The organism is Shewanella colwelliana (assembly GCF_001735525.1).
In the GTDB taxonomy this organism is placed as follows: Bacteria; Pseudomonadota; Gammaproteobacteria; order Enterobacterales; family Shewanellaceae; genus Shewanella; species Shewanella colwelliana.
This window is the reverse complement of the sequence record NZ_MCBT01000024.1, coordinates 227,626-245,855: the sequence shown is the minus strand read 5'-3', so window position 1 is coordinate 245,855 and position 18,230 is coordinate 227,626. Positions and strand designations below refer to the sequence as shown.

Genomic DNA, 18,230 nt, shown 5'->3' with positions numbered 1-18,230 from the left:
GTAGATGCAGCTGCGGACGTTGATGGCAGGGATGCCATCGTCGAGCCTCCACGGATGGATTCACGGCGTGGAGCAGAAGTATCTGCACATACCCTCGCAGGGAAACGATAGATAACAATAAAGGAATAACCTTCATACAAACTAACCAATACCAACTCAGTCAGAAGCTAAACCAAAAAATGTAATCGGCCTTCATTCCAAGGCCAGCACACTTTGGGGCAAAAGCACGTTAGCTTTTTACTCGCCACTCACACCAAATGCAGCTTAATCGAAGAAACGTTAGAACCCAAGTGTAAACGCGGCTGCGGCCTTTGCCAGCAGGGATGCTGGCGTAGAGCCCACAAGGATGTGCTTGCGGCGTGTCGCAGAAGTGTTTGCACATAAGCTCACCGCAGGTGATAGATTGCCATGAAGGTTCACCTTCAAACACTCGTTCCAAAAAAGACTCCGGCAATCACTACCCAAACAAAGTAAAAAAATGCCATACCTTCACTTCAAGGCCACCAAACTTTGGGGCAAAACTAGGTTAGCTTTTAATGCATGATTAGTCCCAAATGAAGTTAAATCGAAGAGACGTTGAGATACCGAGTGTAGATACGCCGGTGAGCTTCCGAAACAGGGATGTTTCGGCAGAGCCTAAAGGGACTTATTCACGGCGTCTCACAGGCGTATCTGCACATCCCTCGCCGGGCAGGCGTTAGATGGCGATAAAGGTATGACCTTCAGGCACACACCCCAATAACAATGAACCAAAAGAGAAAATGTAACCAGCCTTCATTCGAAGGCTAACAAGTTTTGGGGCAAAAGCATGTTAACTTTTTACTCGCCACTCACAGCAAATGAAGCTAAAACGAAGAGAGAACATAACCTAGTGCAGATGCAGCTGCGGACGTTGATGGCATGGCCGCTCTTTGACATCCATGTCATCGCGGCATTTGTGAATCCATTCACGTCAGATGCCACCGTGGCGCGTATAGGGACATATTCACAACAATATCCCTATCTAAAAGCCAGTTCGGCATCCCAGCCTCTCGTTCGTTAGCATGAAGCCATGCTTCACTCACCGTGCTAAAAAAGTGCTTGCACACAAGCTCACCGCAGGTGATTGATTGCTATGACGGTAGGACCTTCAAGCGCTCTTTTCCAAACAGGACACCACCAAACACAACCTCTACAAAAGGTAAAAAAAAGCCACAGTATAATACTGTGGCTTTTTAGCGGCGGCTTCCTAGCCACCTTTTGGGTGTTGATAAACTATGTTAGTAACCTATGAGTTAGGTTGATAAGAAGATTAGTTCTTCTTAGAGTATTTCGCGGCTTCTTCACCCGCTAGACGACCAAAGGTAATGATGTCAGAGATAGCGTTACCACCTAAGCGGTTTGCACCATGGACACCGCCAGTCACTTCACCAGCGCCATATAAGCCAGGAATAACTTCTTTCTTGGCATTCATGACTTCAGCTTTGGTATCAATCATTACGCCGCCCATAGTGTGGTGAACACCAGGAGTGACTTCAATCGCGTAGTAGTTACCTTCATTCAGTGCACGAGGTAGGTTAGGACGCTCGAAATCAGCATCTTTACCACTCGTCACAAAGCTGTTGTAACGTGCAACGGTTTCCGTCAAGGCTTTACCGTCAATACCTACGCCTTTCATGTCGCCAAGTTTAACTAAGCTGTCAGACGTTGGTGCTACACCCAAGCCAATGTACTTATCAATTTTCTTCAGTGACTTACGTACAGAATCATCAAAAATAAGGAAGGCTGACTTACCTGTTTGCTTCAAGATAGCGGCAGAAGCTTTGTCACGTGTAGTGATTTCGTTAACGAAACGCTTACCTTCACGGTTAACTAAAATCGCACCGTTACCACGTACCGCTTCGGTAACCATAACGCCACCTTTAACAGATAACGTTGGGTGCGCTTGAATGTACTCAACATCTTTCGTTGCTGCACCAGCGTTTTCTGCCACGTCGATACCATCACCGACTGCACCTGGTTGGTTAGTAGAGATAAAGCCTTTTAGCTTAGGATCTAACTTAGCAACGCGATCGTTATTCTTAGCAAAACCACCTGTTGCAAGAATTACCGCATCGGCTTTAACCCAGTAGTAACCCTTATACATACCCTTAACTAGGATACCTTTTACCTTGCCACTATCATCTTTAAGAATTTCGATACCGCGTGTGTTCATGCGTAAATCGATATTACGTTTAAGTGCATTATCGTAAAGCACTTGAACAACGTGAGCACCCACACCAGCACCACCAGTTGGACGGTGTGAACGGTTAACCGATGCGCCACCCATACGGCCCACATCGTTTAGATCGGCGCCCATAGCGGTCATCCAATCTACAGAACCTTTAGAGTGAGAGCTTAAAATCTCAACTAGAGCTGGATCGTTAATGTTACGGCCACCTTTCATGGTGTCTTTATACATCAACTCAGGGCTATCGGTAATGTCCTTCGCTTTTTGCTGGTCAGTCCAAGCTGCATTCATACCACCAGCGGCTAACTTGGCGTTACCACCAATCACAGGCTCTTTTTCAATAAGAATGACTTTGGCGCCATTATCATGTGCAGACACTGCAGCAGAGAAACCTGCGCCACCTGAACCCACAACGACAACGTCAACGGTATCGTGCGGTGCGCTAGCAAGAGCAGCTTGACGTTCTGACTTATCTTTGGCCAATTCTGCAATAGTAGGCTCGTTACGCTCCCACTTTTTAGCGTATGGCATGTTGAAATCAAAGCTATGGCAAGAGTCACAGTAAACCATAGATTTTTCGTGAGCACTGTGACATGAGGTACATGCGACATCGCCAGGGAAATGAGAATCATGAGCGTTATAGTGCTCATGTTTAGTGGTTTCAGCCACCTCAGCGAGCGTGCCGTGACACGACACACATTGTTCATTTTCATAAGTTAAGCTGTCGTTAGATAGCTCACCATCTGGTGTATGACAGCTGTCACACTCTTGGTTTTGAGCATGGAACTCAGCCAAGTTATCTGCGGCTAAAGTACTGCTCATAAAGCCTGTACTACCAATTAATGTGGCAATACATGCTGCAAGTTTGATCATTTTCATCTTTGCTCCCCCTTCTACCCGTTATGACCTAAGCCTTATCAGTATAGAAGCACTTTCATTTCATTTTATTTAATTGAAGTGATGTCACTTCGTTTATGTTAAATACCGTCAAAATTTTTAGCGTTTTACGCGGCATTTAATATCGCTCAATTAAATCTTTACCTAAGGCTGCAAAGCCAGCAACAAGATAGAGAGGTTAGTGCTGAAAAATGACACCTCAATCACACGCCATTTATTGGCCTATGCAAACATGCATAGCCCATTGGAGGTATATGCAAAATTGCATAACGCTACGTGCGACGGGTCACATCGCACCATCAACATGCATAAACATGACTTAACATATGATGGATTCGCGTAATACAGCACAGTTTCATTAGTGAACATTATGTAAAATCTCCCCATGAGATCGTTACTGCTTTGCCTTACCCTACTCGTCATGCCTGCGCTCGCCCAAGAGAGCATTGTCTTTGGTGTACACTCAAAAACCGCCCCGTTAGAATGGCGCAACAATGGTGTCGACCAAGGCTTTAACATCGAGTTAATCGACCGTATTGGTCAACTCATGGACAAACGGATTTTAGTGCGCCGTAAAAGCTTTCAACAACTAGTGAAAGATGTTCACAACCCTGACAGCGATATCGATGTCATTGCCGTGGTTAGCCCGGTTAATTTAGACAGAAAGCTCAGCCAATCCGATCCTATTTATGCCACCCATGCCAAAGCCTATACCTTGCAAGGCAAAGCATTAATCAATAGCTGGGCAGACTTAATCGGCAAACGTGTTGCGATTAAAAAAGGCGCCTTTGTTGACGTTTACCTCTCTGGTTATCCACAACAATTTGAACGGATTGATGTCGACCTTTATGAGACAGGCTTTCAACGGCTGATTAATAATGAAGTGGATGTGGTCATTGCTGAAAGCTTTGTTGCTCGTCGACTATTACCCCTTTATCCGTCGGTTCGCAGCTCCAGTGATGCACTGATTTACGGCGCATTTAACTTTGTCTGCAATGGCAAAAAGTCTGCTTTAATGGACCAGATAAACGATGCACTGCGCCAGTTAAAACTCTCAGGGGAGTATGACAAGCTGGTGAATAAGTGGTTTGGTACTGGACGAGAAAAGGTCGATTTAACCTCAACCCAACAACGGATGTTTTGGCTGGCTATCTTAATTTCTATTATCTCCGCAATGGGGATGATCTATACCGGTTTTATTAGTGTGAGCCTGCATAAACGTAAAAAGGCGCTCGATGCAGAGTTGATGCAACGTCGACGGGTTGAAGCTGAGATCTCAGCACTTTCTAAACAGTTTCAGTCGGTATTAGATGGCATGCCTCATGGCGTCACCATCGTCAACCAAGCGATGCAGCGCTTATGGAGTAACGACAACAATATTCACCTTTTGGTAAGCCCTGAATTTCGCTATATCGACAACCACCCCTTTCAGCTAAAGTCAGCGGTGTTAGACACCTTGTCTGACCAACACTCGCTCACTGCCGACATGGTGTATCAACAGCAGTATTGGCAGCTGCAAATTCACCCTATTGCTCATGATCAGGTAGTGGTCTTACTCGAAGAGTCTACCGAGCAACATAGATTGCGCCATGCTAACGAAGAGGCGAGCCGCTTAGCCTCCCTTGGAGAGCTTAGTGCCGGTATCGCCCATGAGATCAACAACCCAACAGGACTTATCGTCCATGCTATTGCACTCTTTTCCGCCGCGATGAAAGATTTAACCCCAGCAGCGCAGCATTACATTAAAGTTAACCCGTTTTGGCAAATTGCTGGGTTTGAACCGGTCAAAGCTATGGATGAGTTAGCCCAAAGTTGCGACACCATCAACGAAGGAGCGCAGCGCATCAGTCGTATTGTTAACGATCTTAAGCGCTACGCCTTGCCGCACCTTGCCAGTGAAAAAACTGCCGTTAGCCTTAACGAAGTGGTGCAGGTCGCATTAAGGTTAACGGCAAATCAAACCAAAACCCATGAGGTGATTATCGAACTTAATTCCCCGTCACCTCTGGTGATGGGCGATGCACAACAGTTACATCAAGTTTTGATTAACCTCATTCAAAATGCGTGTCATGCCTGCCCCTCTCATACAGGGCGCATCTATATACAGACTCATTTAACAGCGCAGCATGCCAAAATATCCATATCAGACAATGGCTGTGGCATGGACAGTGCCACACTTAAACGTATTACGGAGCCATTTTTTACCACCCGCAGAACAGAGGGTGGCACGGGCTTAGGCTTATCGGTATGCAGCCGTATCATTAAAGCCCACAATGCTGAAATGCAGATCCATTCTAGCCAAGGAAAAGGCACCCAAATTAACCTAATTTTTCCACTGTTCCAGTGAAATTAACGGCAGGAACTTAAGATGAAACTGGCAAGAAATATTCTCTTAGTCGATGATGAGGCCTCATGGTTACGCAGTCTTGCCGTGACGCTCAACCGGCTGGTCCCCGAAGCTGAGATAGACACCTGTGTCGATAGTCGCCAAGTGATGAATCGCCTTCAGGTAGGTGATTACGCATTAGTTTTGCTCGACTTGACCATGCCTTTCCATTCAGGAGAGGAGCTGCTTGCCATGATCCGCAGTGATTTTCCTAATACCCGGGTTATCATCGTCACAGGGGTCAATGAGGTCGATACCGCCGTGCGCTGCATTAAAAATGGTGCCTACGACTACTTTATTAAAACTGATAATGTCGATGATCTGTCTCATACGGTCAGACGGGCTTTAGAAGTTGTAGGGCTTGAGCGGAACTACCTACATATTAAGGAGCGATTTTTAAGCCGCACCTTAGATCATCCCGAAGCCTTTAATAACATCCTCACCTGTGAACCTCAGTTATTGGATCAGTTTCGCTATTTAGAAGCCGTCGCCTTTAGCCCTGAGCCATTGCTGATTTATGGTCAAAGTGGGACAGGTAAAAGTGAATTTGCTAAATCTTGTCATCAACTTTATAGCCCAGATGCCCCCTTTATCAGCCTCAATTTGGCGGGCATCACCTGTGAGACCTTTGCTATCAAACTGTTTGGTCAGCTTCACCACAGAGCCAATGGCGAAATCGATGCGGTAGCCGGCTACCTGCACCAAGTGGGTAGCGGTGTGCTTTACCTCAATGAGATAGGCTCATTACCTCAGCAAGCGCAAATACAGTTACTGGAACTGCTTGAAAGTAAAAAATATAGCCCTATTGGCAGTGAACAAGCCTACCCGGTTAAGTGTAAATTCGTGGTATCCACTCAAGATGATCTTCTGCAACTTAATCAGCAAGGAACATTTCGAAGCGACTTACTCTACCGCTTACGCTCTCACAAAATAAAGCTGCCTCCATTGGCAAATCGGCCACTGGATATCGCCATGCTGATTAATCACTTCATCGCCCTCGCCGCGCAAGAGATGTCATTGAGAGCTCCTCAGCAACCGCGCGATCTCGCGCCTAAACTGGCAGGGTATCAGTTCCCAGGTAACCTTCACGAACTCAAAGGGATGGTTTTTGATGCCGTCAGCCGCAGTGATGGCGTAGCCTTAAATATCTCTCCTTTTATGGAGGCGATTAACGAACATAAATCTCTGTGTTCGCCACAACAAGATTGCATGGTATTCCCCAAACAATTACCCACACTCGCTGAAATCAATCAAGCCTTAATCGATGAAGCGATGAGCCGTACCGCCAACAATCAAACCGCCGCGGCTCAACTTCTGGGCATAAGCCAAAGCGCACTGAGCCGTCGCCTCAAGGGGTAATACGACAAAAAAACGGCTTTTCTCAAAGTCAGAAAAGCCGTTTTTAAACCTTTACAACTTTAACGTAATTCGACAGTTTTACTCGCTAAAAGCCTATTATTCAGATCGCTAATTTCTAACGTTAACGTTCCCTCAAACAGCTCATCTTCATCAAAGGTATATCGAATATCCCAACTCTTTGCGTCAGCATCACCATAGACAAATGAACTATCGAACACTTGTTGCTTCCCACTCGCACCTTGCTTAATCCATTTACCTATCAGTGCCACGTTTTCGCCTTCATGCTCAAACTCTACATTGAACACAGCGCCTAAACTCAATTTGTCTCTACCCACGAAGGACTTAGCATCATCAGTGACTTGATAACGGTTACGGTAATTGTTGTAAGTCACTTCACCAAATTCGACATCATCCAAATCAACCTTAACGTCTGAAGCTTGATACTCTTGCTGCACAACATTTTTCAATAATGTCCGTTCATCTAGGTTGTAGTCCCCTTTGGCAAAGATATCGCCAAGTACCCAACGCAAAGTCTTGTAAGACTTGGAGGTCACAGCGTTTCTCTGTTCATCCGTTGGCAATTTTTCCAGATCTGATAGCGAAAGCAGTTCGCTACAGCGTTGGACATCTCGAATTGGCGCAGGCGCAAGGCAATAGGCTTTTGCCATTCTCAAGCGCGCTCTCGCGTCATATTCTAACTCCGCTGCCGCAGTAAAATACTTCAAGGATTGTCCCCAATCTTGCTCAACTAACTCACCTAACTCATAAACAATGCCAAGCCAATAACCAGCTCCCGCATAACCAAACTCAACTGCCTTGTCGCCCCATTCTATCCCCTCATTAATCAATGCTTGGGCATTTTCTTTGTCGTCCACACCAGCCATGACACCTGCACCTATGGTGATGTTATCTTTGAGCTCAAGTCCCTGCTCAACAAGCAGATTGCCAAGATTGTAAGCCGCTCGTCCCTCACCCATATTGGCAGATTCACGGTAATACTTAAGCGCTAAGAGCCGATCATTTTCAACTCGATTATCAAAATGAAATCCATCGGCAATCAGTACCGTATCACCACCAAGCTGTTTAACCAGTTCATCATTAACGCCTTGCATTTGATGGTACTCGCCAAGCACTAAAGTACGCTTAAGATAGTCCGCGACATAGGCAGACTCATGCCGCTGCCAATACCATGAACTTTGACCATGCCCAGTTTGTTCGTAATAGAGAGTCTCAACCTCTTTGCCCAATTTGTTGAGTACGTATTCCATTCGCATCGAATGCTCAAAATCAGCAATACGATCCATCTTACCCGCAACCAACAGTACAGGGCTTTTGATCGCCTCAGCCAAATAAACTGGAGAGTACTTAATCAACTCATCACTCAATTCACCCACAACTTTGGATACACTCTCACGATACTCTTCCAGTACTTTGAAGTTGTTTGCGTTAAACAGTAACGGTAGATCGTAAATGCCGTATCCACCCACCGCACACTGATAGTCATCAGGATGCTTAATTGCCAGCATCAGCGAAGAGTAACCACCGTAGCTGGCACCAATGGCACACATCTGATTAAACTTATGTTGCTTTCTGACTTGAGTAACCGCTGCGGTAATATCCTCTTCAATCGCCTTTCCAAACTCGCCTTTACCGCTATCTAAAAACTGCTTACCGTAACCTTCAGAGCCGCGAAAGTTAACTCTCAGTATCGCAAAGCCACGGCTGACAAAATACTGAACTTCACTATTGAAATAGTTAAAGTCACGTACACCAATCGGCCCACCATGAGGCATAACCAAAAGCACGCCGTTGCCACTCTGCTTATCTGGCAAAGTTAAATAGGCTTCAACCTCTACGCCAGCGGTATTTGTGACAGAAAACACTTCTGTCGGCTGAAGTTGATGTTGAATTAAGTCTGGATATAACTCAGTAAGCAAATCAGCTTTTTTACTCTGCACATCAAATAAGTAATAGCTACCTGGGTCATCAGAGGCATAGGAGAATAGCAACATCTGCTTCGCGTCATTTGAGTGCGCACTAATAACGGTTTCCTTGCCCTGAAATGCGCTACTAAACAGCGATTTAATTTGGTTAATATCATTGTCAAAGAAATGGCTAACATGATGACCGTTTTCCACGTACCGAACAGACTTAACAGCCTTGCCAGACTCATCCAGTTCAGCGCCAACGAGGTCGTATTTTGGGTGTTCATATAACACGCTGCCTAACGTCTGGCTTGGAATGTCAAACTCATATAAAGCAACTTTATCAGTATTTTTATTGCTCAATACGGCCAAGGTATTGTCACGAATAAACCCGATCGGACTAAAACTGACCTCGGAGTCATCAATTTCAAACAGTAGCTTCCAGCGGCTTTCGTTTAGTGACCGATAAAGGACTTCGCCACGCATATTTTCAATATCTGCCGTGACCGCAAACAACTCCTCACGAATACTGTCAAAGGCAAATACCGCGACATCCTTTAGCTTTTTTTCTTCAAATTTAGCGGAATTAAACTTTTTATTGATCAACTCATCTAAGGTCAACTTATAAAGGCGATTACTGGGACGATTACCATAGCGGTTCTTAGCGTATAAAACATGCGTTGGGTCAGCAATAAGCGGGTCAACCAGATATCCGTCACTTGGAAGCGACACCATTTTGGCATCGATTTTCCCAGCTTTTTCTGACAACAATGCCAACACTTGGCGAGCTTGGCCACGGTGACTATAGCTAATGTATAGGGTGTTATTATCAATCCAAACATATTCATTGAGCTGCTCATCGGCGTCAAAGGCCCCTACATGCTGATATATTTTATCTTCAACACCTATCAGCGACAGATAGCTCTTCCCCTCATCCACAATTAGCGCCGAGATATAACGATTATCAGGGGAAAAGCCCACCTGCGACATAGCTGGTGAGCGAAACAGTTCTTTTGCAGGTATTGGTGTCGCTTGAGCATAAAACGCCAAGCAATATAAACACAGCGCAATCAGTGCTCTCATAGTGCCGCCTCCTTACCTGCAAGCAGCCTTTCGGCATACTCTAAAAACTTATCCTCGCCAGGTCCCGAATAACGAACTTGACGAGACTTTAAGATATTAGGGAATTTCTCTTCTAAAAATAGTTGTGCAGAGGTTGAGCGGTTTTCAAGTAGAATTTCAGCAGAAGATACCATCCAAAACCCAACAGTCTTCACGTATAGGTCGCCAACATAACTGACTTGATTGGGCTTCACCTCAAAATTCCAATATCCCTGCTCAAGCTCCATATAGACATAGCGACCAAACTTAATATCTTCTATTTGGTATTGGCCCGCTGGCACATCGACTAATATATAGTTGGTCCCAGACTGGAGATCTTTGTCGGTCAACATTAATGATTTGGTACCACCAATAATGATGCTGTGTAACCCTCGGTTAGTATCAATACCTATTAACAGGTATCCGCTATTTTCAGCAAGCTGCTTATCGACATCTTTAGAGATGCCCTCAATTTTCTGTGCACAGCCCAGAAGCGTGCTAATGGCAAGCATTAACACCAAACTTAATCGTGGCTTCATTAAAATCCCTTTCATCAATTTCATAGTGATACTGCTTGATTATGACGCTGTTATTGATTGTCGTTGTGCTGGTCGCACCAGAAGCAAAGATATCAGCAATACACATAAAATCAACATATTTTACATATACTTAAAACGTAGATCACTAATATTACGTACAAAAAAGCTCGCCATCTAGGCGAGCTTTTTTACTATCAATCGATTCAGTGTTTCACAAAAACTAGGCCAATCAGAATTAAGCCGACTTAAGCTCTGATGCTTCTGCCACCTCAGCTTCATGCTCTTTCTCTGTGGCATCGACAATGGTCAATACCGCGGCATCGCCCACCACATTACAAGAGGTTAATACCATATCGATGAGGCGGTCGAGCGCGGCAACAATAACAAATGCTTCAATTGGCAGACCCATTTGGTGAATAAGCACACCAATCATCACCATACCACCACCTGGTACACCACCTGCACCGACTGACAATAGGAAAATGCTAAACAAGAGTGCAGGTAACTGCTCCATCGCAATCGGTGCACCGAACGAGTTGGCCACAAAGAAGATAGCGATAGTGATGTAAATCGATACGCCGCCCATGTTCATGGTTGCCCCCAGTGGCACACCAAAACCCGCCACGGCACGCTTAACACCTAACTTTTCGGTCAAGGTACGCATGGTCACTGGAATAGTGGCATTTGAACTGGCCGTAGACAGTGAAAACAGGATCTGTTCTTGTGTTTTAGCCCTGAACTCTTTTGCTGATACCGGTGTAAATAGGCTTACCGCTAGCGGATAAACCACAAATATCCACAGTAGCAGTAGACTCAATATCACCACTAAGTATTCAAGTACGCTGAAGAATAAACTCGCCTCTAAGGTCGCCCCTAGCTTTAACATCAAGGCGAACACGCCAAACGGTGCCAGTTGCATCACCACGCTGATAAGCTTCATCATCAGCTTGTTGCCCTCTTGGAAACCTTGCACCAACAAAGGCACTGCACTGCCCATCGACTTGACGACACCACCAATCAATAGCGCCATAAAGATAACCTGTAGCATGTTGCCAGAGGTAAACGCGGCGACAGGGTTACTCGGCACAATATTGACGATAAGTTGCATCAAATTAGGCAGTTCAGTGGCGGTGATCTCAGCACCACTGCCACCGGACATATCTACACCTTGGCCAGGTTTGAGTAAAAGTGCGACAGCTAATGCCGCAAAGATAGCCACTAAAGTATTAATAATATAGAAGCCGAAGGTCTTTCCCCCTAGGCGACCAAAGCTTTTTAGGTCTTTCAGCTCTAATACACCACAGACAATACTGACGAATACCAGTGGCACCACCAGCATCATGATCATATTGACGAACATGGTGCCCGCACCTGAAGCGACATCCACCAAAGCGCCAGAGAACAGGCTAACGTCAGCGAGGAAATATTGAATGATTGACCCAAATATCAATCCAGAGAATAGACCAATAAAGATCCGAGTAGAAAGTGATTTTGTCATATGCTTGCCTATTTTATTAGCCCGTCTATTGCGCGCTTTTATCTGTTCATCTCTGCGGATGATATCTAGATATGAAACGACTACATGTCGTAATGAGCGTTTGATAGTGAATCATGCTGACAATAATTTCAATATCAATCACAATTAACGGCAGGCGAAACAAATCAATAACACCCAAACACTCAAAGCTAGCTCGCTGATTTACAACCAAATATCTTATAAAACAAAGGTTAATCCGTACAAAACTTTTACAACGACAACATGAAGGCAATGAACTAGCACAACAAACCACCACAATCAGCAGTGACTATACCCAACAAAACCAAAAAACTTAGCGCAATCCACCACAAAAGGTACAAGTGAAAACTCAAATCACTAGCAAAACTTGCATCGCCCTTATATTCCCTAGCTAAAAAACAGACAAAATCCGATTTACCTAACATGGCTTCAACAAGCGAAACTAATAAAAAAAACCATTAATACAATGTATTAATGGTTTTTTTTATTGGATAGTGGCGTAAAAAGTTAGGCCAGCCACAGCTCCACATCACGTATGATGAAGTTGCCCGTATAAACAGGATCTGGTTCACCGATAGGCTCTAGCTCAAAGTAACGTCTATGCTCCTCGGGGAGTCCTTCATAGCCGCAGATCACTTGATAGAGCCAACTTTCTTCATCCCAATTAAGCTGCTTATCTTGATGGTACTCGAGGGCCGATTGTCGTAAGCCTGAATCAATAACCGCGCAGAAATACTCCTCTACGGCTAACTTGAGCGGATTATCTGGAATATCAAAATCTTCAGCCTGAACCAAGGAGAACGCCACATCATGCTCACGCACTTCGCTATCTCGTCCAACCCTTGTTATCGCCTTGATCTGCGCCACTAATCCCAATAGCTCAGTTTCATAGCCACTGTTATTCACGTCTACTGCTGCTGGCGCTAATAGCGCATCGGCACGATTAAACAGCCTTGGTAACTGTTTATGGCCAACATGGTCGGCCACCCGATAGTCAGGATGCTGATCGGTATAGAGTAACCAGCCTTTTAATAACCGGGTACGCCCCTGAATCTGTCTGAAACGCCCCAATAGCTCCAGTAAACGTCCCTGCACCACACTGAGCTCCTGAGTACAGTCACTCAGCGTTTCTTGTAATGTGGTGACCAGGAGTTTTCTCAGCTCTCTAATATCGCCAGCGATTTCACCTAACTCACTAAACTGGAACATCTCCAGCCCATTGAGCAGCTCGGTAACCTGACTCTGCGCTAGCTCATTTTCACGAATTTTGGCATTGATGGTGCCAACATAACCAAATTCATTGTTAATCCGGCTCCACAGTACACGAATCGAGTAGCGTAACCCCTCGGCAAAACTGTAAACATGCTCACTTAAATCAGAAAGGTAGGCTTCACTCGCACTATAATCAACCGCATGACGCGCCTCTTTATAGTGATCGGCTAGGGTCTTAATGGTCGCCAGTGATGAGCCGACATTGGCATCGATTTGACGATTACGCTCATCGCTTAACGCCTCCTCAAGCAGCGCACGTACCGAACGCTTGAGCCGTAACTCCTGTTCGGGTTCGGGTCGCCACAAGATATCCGCCTTGCGCAACTTTTCAATGGCTGCGGCGTTGTCTCCGCCCTCAGAAACAGAGCCAGACAGGTAAACATCCATCACCAGCTCGGCATGACGGCCTAGCTGCTTAAGTAGTGTTACCCCGGCCTGGTGTAAGTTACTACTCATATTAGATTAAGTCCCTTTGCGTCGCTGTTTCAGCCTGTGCTTCTAAACTTAATCCTTCAGTTTCATCGATAAAGCGGATCACTTCATAGAGATAATCGAGTTTACCGGTGGCAATGTAGATCTGTTTTTCAGCGTTGGGCCGTAGCAGATAACCTAGCTCCACTAAGCGTTTAAACACTAACTTAATCTGCGCATCCACTTGAGTACTGGTTGACCCAAACAGACGATAATGGCTAATTTTTCCCAGTTGTTCCCTAAAGGCTGGCGTGTCTTCAATCCGCATCTGCAGCTCGCTTACACGCACGGCAGCCCCTTCAGACAGTGGCGCATCTTGGCCGCTCGCTTCTTGCACTAGCACCAGCCATTCCACTAAGGGAATGAGTGCATTACAGATATCTTTAAACTGACTGGAAATCACTTTACGCTCATCATCGCCAAGCTGCTGATAACCGCAGAAAAAGACCTCGCCCTCACCCGCTGAGGCGATGGTGCGGTTGATCTGATTTAGGTACTGCTCGACATTGTCACGAGTGACTGGCGACTTCAGAGCACGCCACGCCTCTTCATTACTGGTGCGGCAGATAAACTCGCCGCGCAGTAAGCTTTCAATCAATGCGCCTTGGCCAACTAATACGGTTTGCGTTGTACTACTCATTTACACAGCCTCCTTGGCAAAACGTTGGCTCAACTTATCGGCAATGGGGTTAATTTGCGGCTTCACCACCTGCAGTTTCTTAGTTTGCTTATTAATAATGTAACGGTTAGCAAACAGGTTCAGCACCTCAGACTCAGGATTAGGGAATGCGCCAAGTACCGAGATGTTATTGTTTTCACAGGCATCGAAAATCTTCTTCACGTTACCGTGGTGTAAAGTTCCAAGCTCATCGATAGGCCAATGAATAGTCACATCGGCTCGGCCGCGCAATAGGCGGGTAAAGGCTAAAAGGAATTTACATAAAATCAGATAAGCCATACCGTGGCTCGACGATTCGTTTAACTGACGGTCAGTACGAATAACCAAGTCACTATTGCCCTCTTTGAGCCTTAACTCAATCTCAAGCAACTTAGCGATACCACCAGTTAATGCGGCGCGGCCGATGATCTCTAACGCGCGGCGCATGCTACTGGTATAGTGCTCATCGGGCAACTCGGCAAAGCCGTCGGCTTTCCATTGGCGGAAAGCTTTCACAAAGACCTCCAGCTCAGGCCAAAATTCGAGTTCACTGATCCGCGATCGAATACGCACTGCTGACTCGCTGACACCATCGAGGAACAACTCCTCACCCACTTCGCGAGTAATACGTGCACTTTGCGAGGCAATACGGCGATCGATATCGGCCAACACATCGTAAAATGCAGTTAAGTCGATACCAAAGTTACGTCCCTGTTCACGCAGCCCCATTATCGCCTGTGGCACCATAACATTCAGCAACTGCTCAAGCTGTGGCACTAACTTGCGGTAGTCGAGCAGACGAATGCCTTTATCGTTGATAAAGCTCGACTCTTCGCGAGCACGCTCCCAAGTTTCCGATAGACTCGAACCAGACTTACTGGCGATCACCGAATCGAAATGCTCAATATACTGCTTCACTGCACCAAGTAGCTGGTCGCGACGCAATAACAGCTCTTCGCCTTGACGCAAACGCTCAGTCAAGCCGCCTTGTAACTCATCGTTGTTGGCCGGTAATTTTAGCTCGGCTAATTTGCGCATCACACTGCGTAGCTTAGTTAAGTTCTCCGACGCCTCAACTTGCACCGCATCAGACTGCTTGCGGTCGGTATCTAAGCTTTGTCTTTGCTGCTTCACCTCGTTGGCTTTACGGGTTAATTGCTGTTCTAATTCAGTAACGGCCAGCTTAATGGTGCTTAACTCAGTTTGTAATTTAGGTTTGCGCGCCAGCCACGTATGTTGATACCAATCATCAAATCTGAGTACTTCGCTACGACGCTGCTCCGCCTTACTAATGTTGCTTTCCAGCTCGCGGATCGATTGCTTAAGCTTAACAATCTTGTCTTCGTCGACCCCCCGTGATTTTAACTCGTCCTTATACCACTGCTCACAAGCTTTCTGCTCACTCTTAGCATCTTGGCGACGCTGGGCAATGTTGCTCTTAATCTGCGCTAATTGGCTGTCGAGTACACCAACCACCTCTTGCCAGTAGGCATTCTTTTCCATGCGAGCCTCGAGAGCTTGTTCTTTTTGCTCGTCAATCCAGGCTTGATGTTGCTGTTCAAGTTGTTTGAGTTCGCTGTCGAGACGGCTTAGGCGTTTTTGCGCTTGAGCTTTCCGCTCACCGAGGGCTTTATTGATCTTCTCCTGCTCAACCCGCTTTTCATCAAACAGACGTCGCAGATCATCACGACTGTTTTTATACGCGGTCTTAGCAAAGGTCAGCTCACGATTGAGTTTATCAAGCTCACCATTGATGGCGACTAAACTATTTTCCGCCTCTGCTTGCAATGCTTTGGCTTTGGCCAATGCGTCTTCAGCCTCGCCATAACGACCACGTAGCTCTTGCTCTGAGGCTGCATATTCAGGGATCTCAATCGCTTTGAGATCTAAGCCGACACCGCAGAATAGATCGTCACTGTTTTCACCCATGACAGGGTGCAGATCACTGCGATGTAACAGTTCTGGATTAATCAGTTTACCTATGTTCTGTTCCCAACCATCAACCTCTTTACGCAGGTACTCAAGCAAGGTGTGCGATTGAGGGAAGAGGATATGGTGTAACTCATCTAAGGCACCTTGGCGCTCAATCACCCGAATACCAGCTTGACGCAGGCTTTCATTGGCTTGATCACGTTTAGCTCGATATTTGCGCTCCTCGCTACTGAGCCGTTCTGCCTTGGCATTACAGGCTTCTTGTTCTTCATCAGCACGCGAGATACGTTCATCAAAAACCGCTAACGCCAGTTTTTCTTCTTCACTATAGGTCACGTTATTGACCTGCATCGTTAGCTCAGCAGCGGTCAATTTGAACTGATATTCTTGCTCTCTGTGCTTTGCCTGGCCAGCATCCATCTGCTCACGCCACTGCTCGTCAAGCGCTGTTAACTCTTTGCGGCCTTGCTCTTTCTGTTTATCGCGGGCTTCTCGGTGTTTATCTTGCTCTTTATCGAGTAGCTCTAGTTCACGGTTAAGGTTTTCACCAATTTTGCTACGACGGGCATTATAAGCCGCCTCAACATCTTGATGTTTCTCGGTTTGCAGCTTATGACGCTCAGTTAAGTTATCTAAGCTGCCTCGCCAACTAGGCAGTTGATCTAAATCCAGCTTGGCTTGCTCTATATCGGCGTCGAGAAACGAAGCGTGTTGATCTTCGATCACATCAAGATCGTGTTCGATCTTAGCAACATCCCCTTTAGCGGCCGACAGATCTTGATTTAACTCATCGCGCACTTCTTTCCATTCGTCATCGAGCTGACGTAGTTTTAAACCTAACTCTTTTGAGCGTTGTTGGTTTAACTCCTGACGTTCGACTTCAGTGGCTTCATCTCTGCCATAACCACGCTTTAAACCAGCGAGCCTTTGTTCGGCGCTAAGCAGTTGATTAAACTCTTGTTCAAGCTTATCGAATTCGGGACGGATCTGCTCAAAACCTTGAATAAGCTGACTTTCTCTTATCCATGCTTCGACTCGCTGAGGGTTGATACGCGAGCTCGGAGGGTTCACACCATCCTCTTCCAAAATGGCGGCAATCATCGACTTGATGGTTTCCATCTTGCCCTCTTTGGAGTGCACCGCTTTAGCAAGCTTTTCAATATGACGTAGCGAATGTTCGCTCTGACACAAAGAGAATTGACGCGCATAGGCGCGCAATTCACTGCGGTTACTTCCCGTGCTCAGCAAGGTGCGGTCATTTTGGATAATGGCACGATACTCTCGGGTATTAAGGAGATTGGTGACAGCCACGCCTGCACGCTTCATCTCACGGCCTAATTCAGCCATGTTGTGACACAGAATCGACTCTCCCTGCTGCGACTTAACGTAATCTTCTAACTCAAACCCTTTCGCAATAAAGCGGTAATTCACCCCTTTACCATCACCCGCCGAAGCCAATACAGCCTGGTTAAGCAGGCCATCATCACGACGATATTCGTAGATGATGTAACTCGAATCGTGCGGCAGATACCAACGCTCAAAGCTGTCGCGAGTCGAGGGGACGACGCGGCTTGGATATTCACCATAAAACACCGGCACCAAACGCTGCAATGTTGTCTTACCCGAAGCGTTGGTTCCACAGATATTGGTATGTCCATCGAGGGCGAGTTCTACAACGCCAGGGAGGTGCGTATTGATGAGCACAATTCGATTCAAGCTTGGCATCTTAATCCTTATCCAAACAGCGCCAAATATTGGCAATAGCGCATAAACAATCGCAGCAGCCGAGCAGCATTAACGATCTATTTTTAAAATAATCCCACTAAAGTAAAACAAAGCCGCAGCCTTGGCAATCGAGGCGATGCCTCAAACACATTGGGAGTGAAAAAAGCGCGATCATAGCTCACTTTGGCGCGTAATGAAGCTTAAGGAAACAGCAGTTGAATTCTGATCTAGCGAAAACAA

Annotated in this window: 9 protein-coding genes; 2 read left to right on the top strand and 7 right to left on the bottom strand. The window is 46.1% G+C overall.

Annotation, left to right across the window (positions count from 1 at the left end):
* Positions 1-1,291: 1,291 nt before the first annotated feature.
* A complete protein-coding gene (locus tag BEL05_RS09645; RefSeq protein ID WP_028763789.1) occupies positions 1,292-3,088 on the bottom strand; it encodes a flavocytochrome c in 1,797 nt (598 codons plus the stop codon).
* Between the two features lie 403 nt (positions 3,089-3,491).
* Between BEL05_RS09645 and BEL05_RS09640 the strand changes: the two genes are divergently transcribed.
* A complete protein-coding gene (locus BEL05_RS09640; protein WP_069671030.1) occupies positions 3,492-5,453 on the top strand; it encodes an ATP-binding protein in 1,962 nt (653 codons plus the stop codon).
* A 21-nt stretch (positions 5,454-5,474) separates the two neighbouring features.
* Positions 5,475-6,851 carry a sigma-54-dependent transcriptional regulator gene (locus BEL05_RS09635; RefSeq protein ID WP_069671029.1) on the top strand — a complete coding sequence of 459 codons (1,377 nt, stop codon included), beginning with the start codon at positions 5,475-5,477 and terminating at the stop codon, positions 6,849-6,851.
* A 59-nt stretch (positions 6,852-6,910) separates the two neighbouring features.
* Here BEL05_RS09635 and BEL05_RS09630 read toward each other — a convergent pair whose 3' ends face one another.
* The 6 genes from BEL05_RS09630 to BEL05_RS09605 all read right to left on the bottom strand — a co-directional run bounded on the left by BEL05_RS09630 (position 6,911) and on the right by BEL05_RS09605 (position 17,990).
* Complete coding sequence (locus BEL05_RS09630; protein ID WP_069671028.1) at positions 6,911-9,859, bottom strand: prolyl oligopeptidase family serine peptidase; 2,949 nt, start codon at positions 9,857-9,859, stop codon at positions 6,911-6,913.
* Entirely contained in the window at positions 9,856-10,440 is a 585-nt protein-coding gene (locus tag BEL05_RS09625) for a hypothetical protein (protein ID WP_069671027.1), read from the bottom strand. The genes BEL05_RS09630 and BEL05_RS09625 overlap by 4 nt, the downstream gene beginning before the upstream one ends.
* Before the next feature lie 211 nt (positions 10,441-10,651).
* Complete coding sequence (locus tag BEL05_RS09620; RefSeq protein ID WP_028763784.1) at positions 10,652-11,914, bottom strand: dicarboxylate/amino acid:cation symporter; 1,263 nt, start codon at positions 11,912-11,914, stop codon at positions 10,652-10,654.
* Positions 11,915-12,439: 525 nt separating this feature from the next.
* The gene (locus BEL05_RS09615) at positions 12,440-13,660 is read right to left on the bottom strand and encodes a hypothetical protein (RefSeq protein WP_028763783.1); all 1,221 of its coding nucleotides are present in this window, start codon (positions 13,658-13,660) and stop codon (positions 12,440-12,442) included.
* Between the two features lies 1 nt (position 13,661).
* Positions 13,662-14,315, bottom strand: coding sequence for a hypothetical protein (locus BEL05_RS09610; RefSeq protein WP_028763782.1), 654 nt, complete (start codon positions 14,313-14,315; stop codon positions 13,662-13,664).
* Positions 14,316-17,990: an ATP-binding protein gene (locus BEL05_RS09605; protein WP_069671026.1), complete on the bottom strand. Its 3,675-nt coding sequence runs from the start codon at positions 17,988-17,990 to the stop codon at positions 14,316-14,318. It lies immediately after the preceding gene.
* Positions 17,991-18,230: the final 240 nt, after the last annotated feature.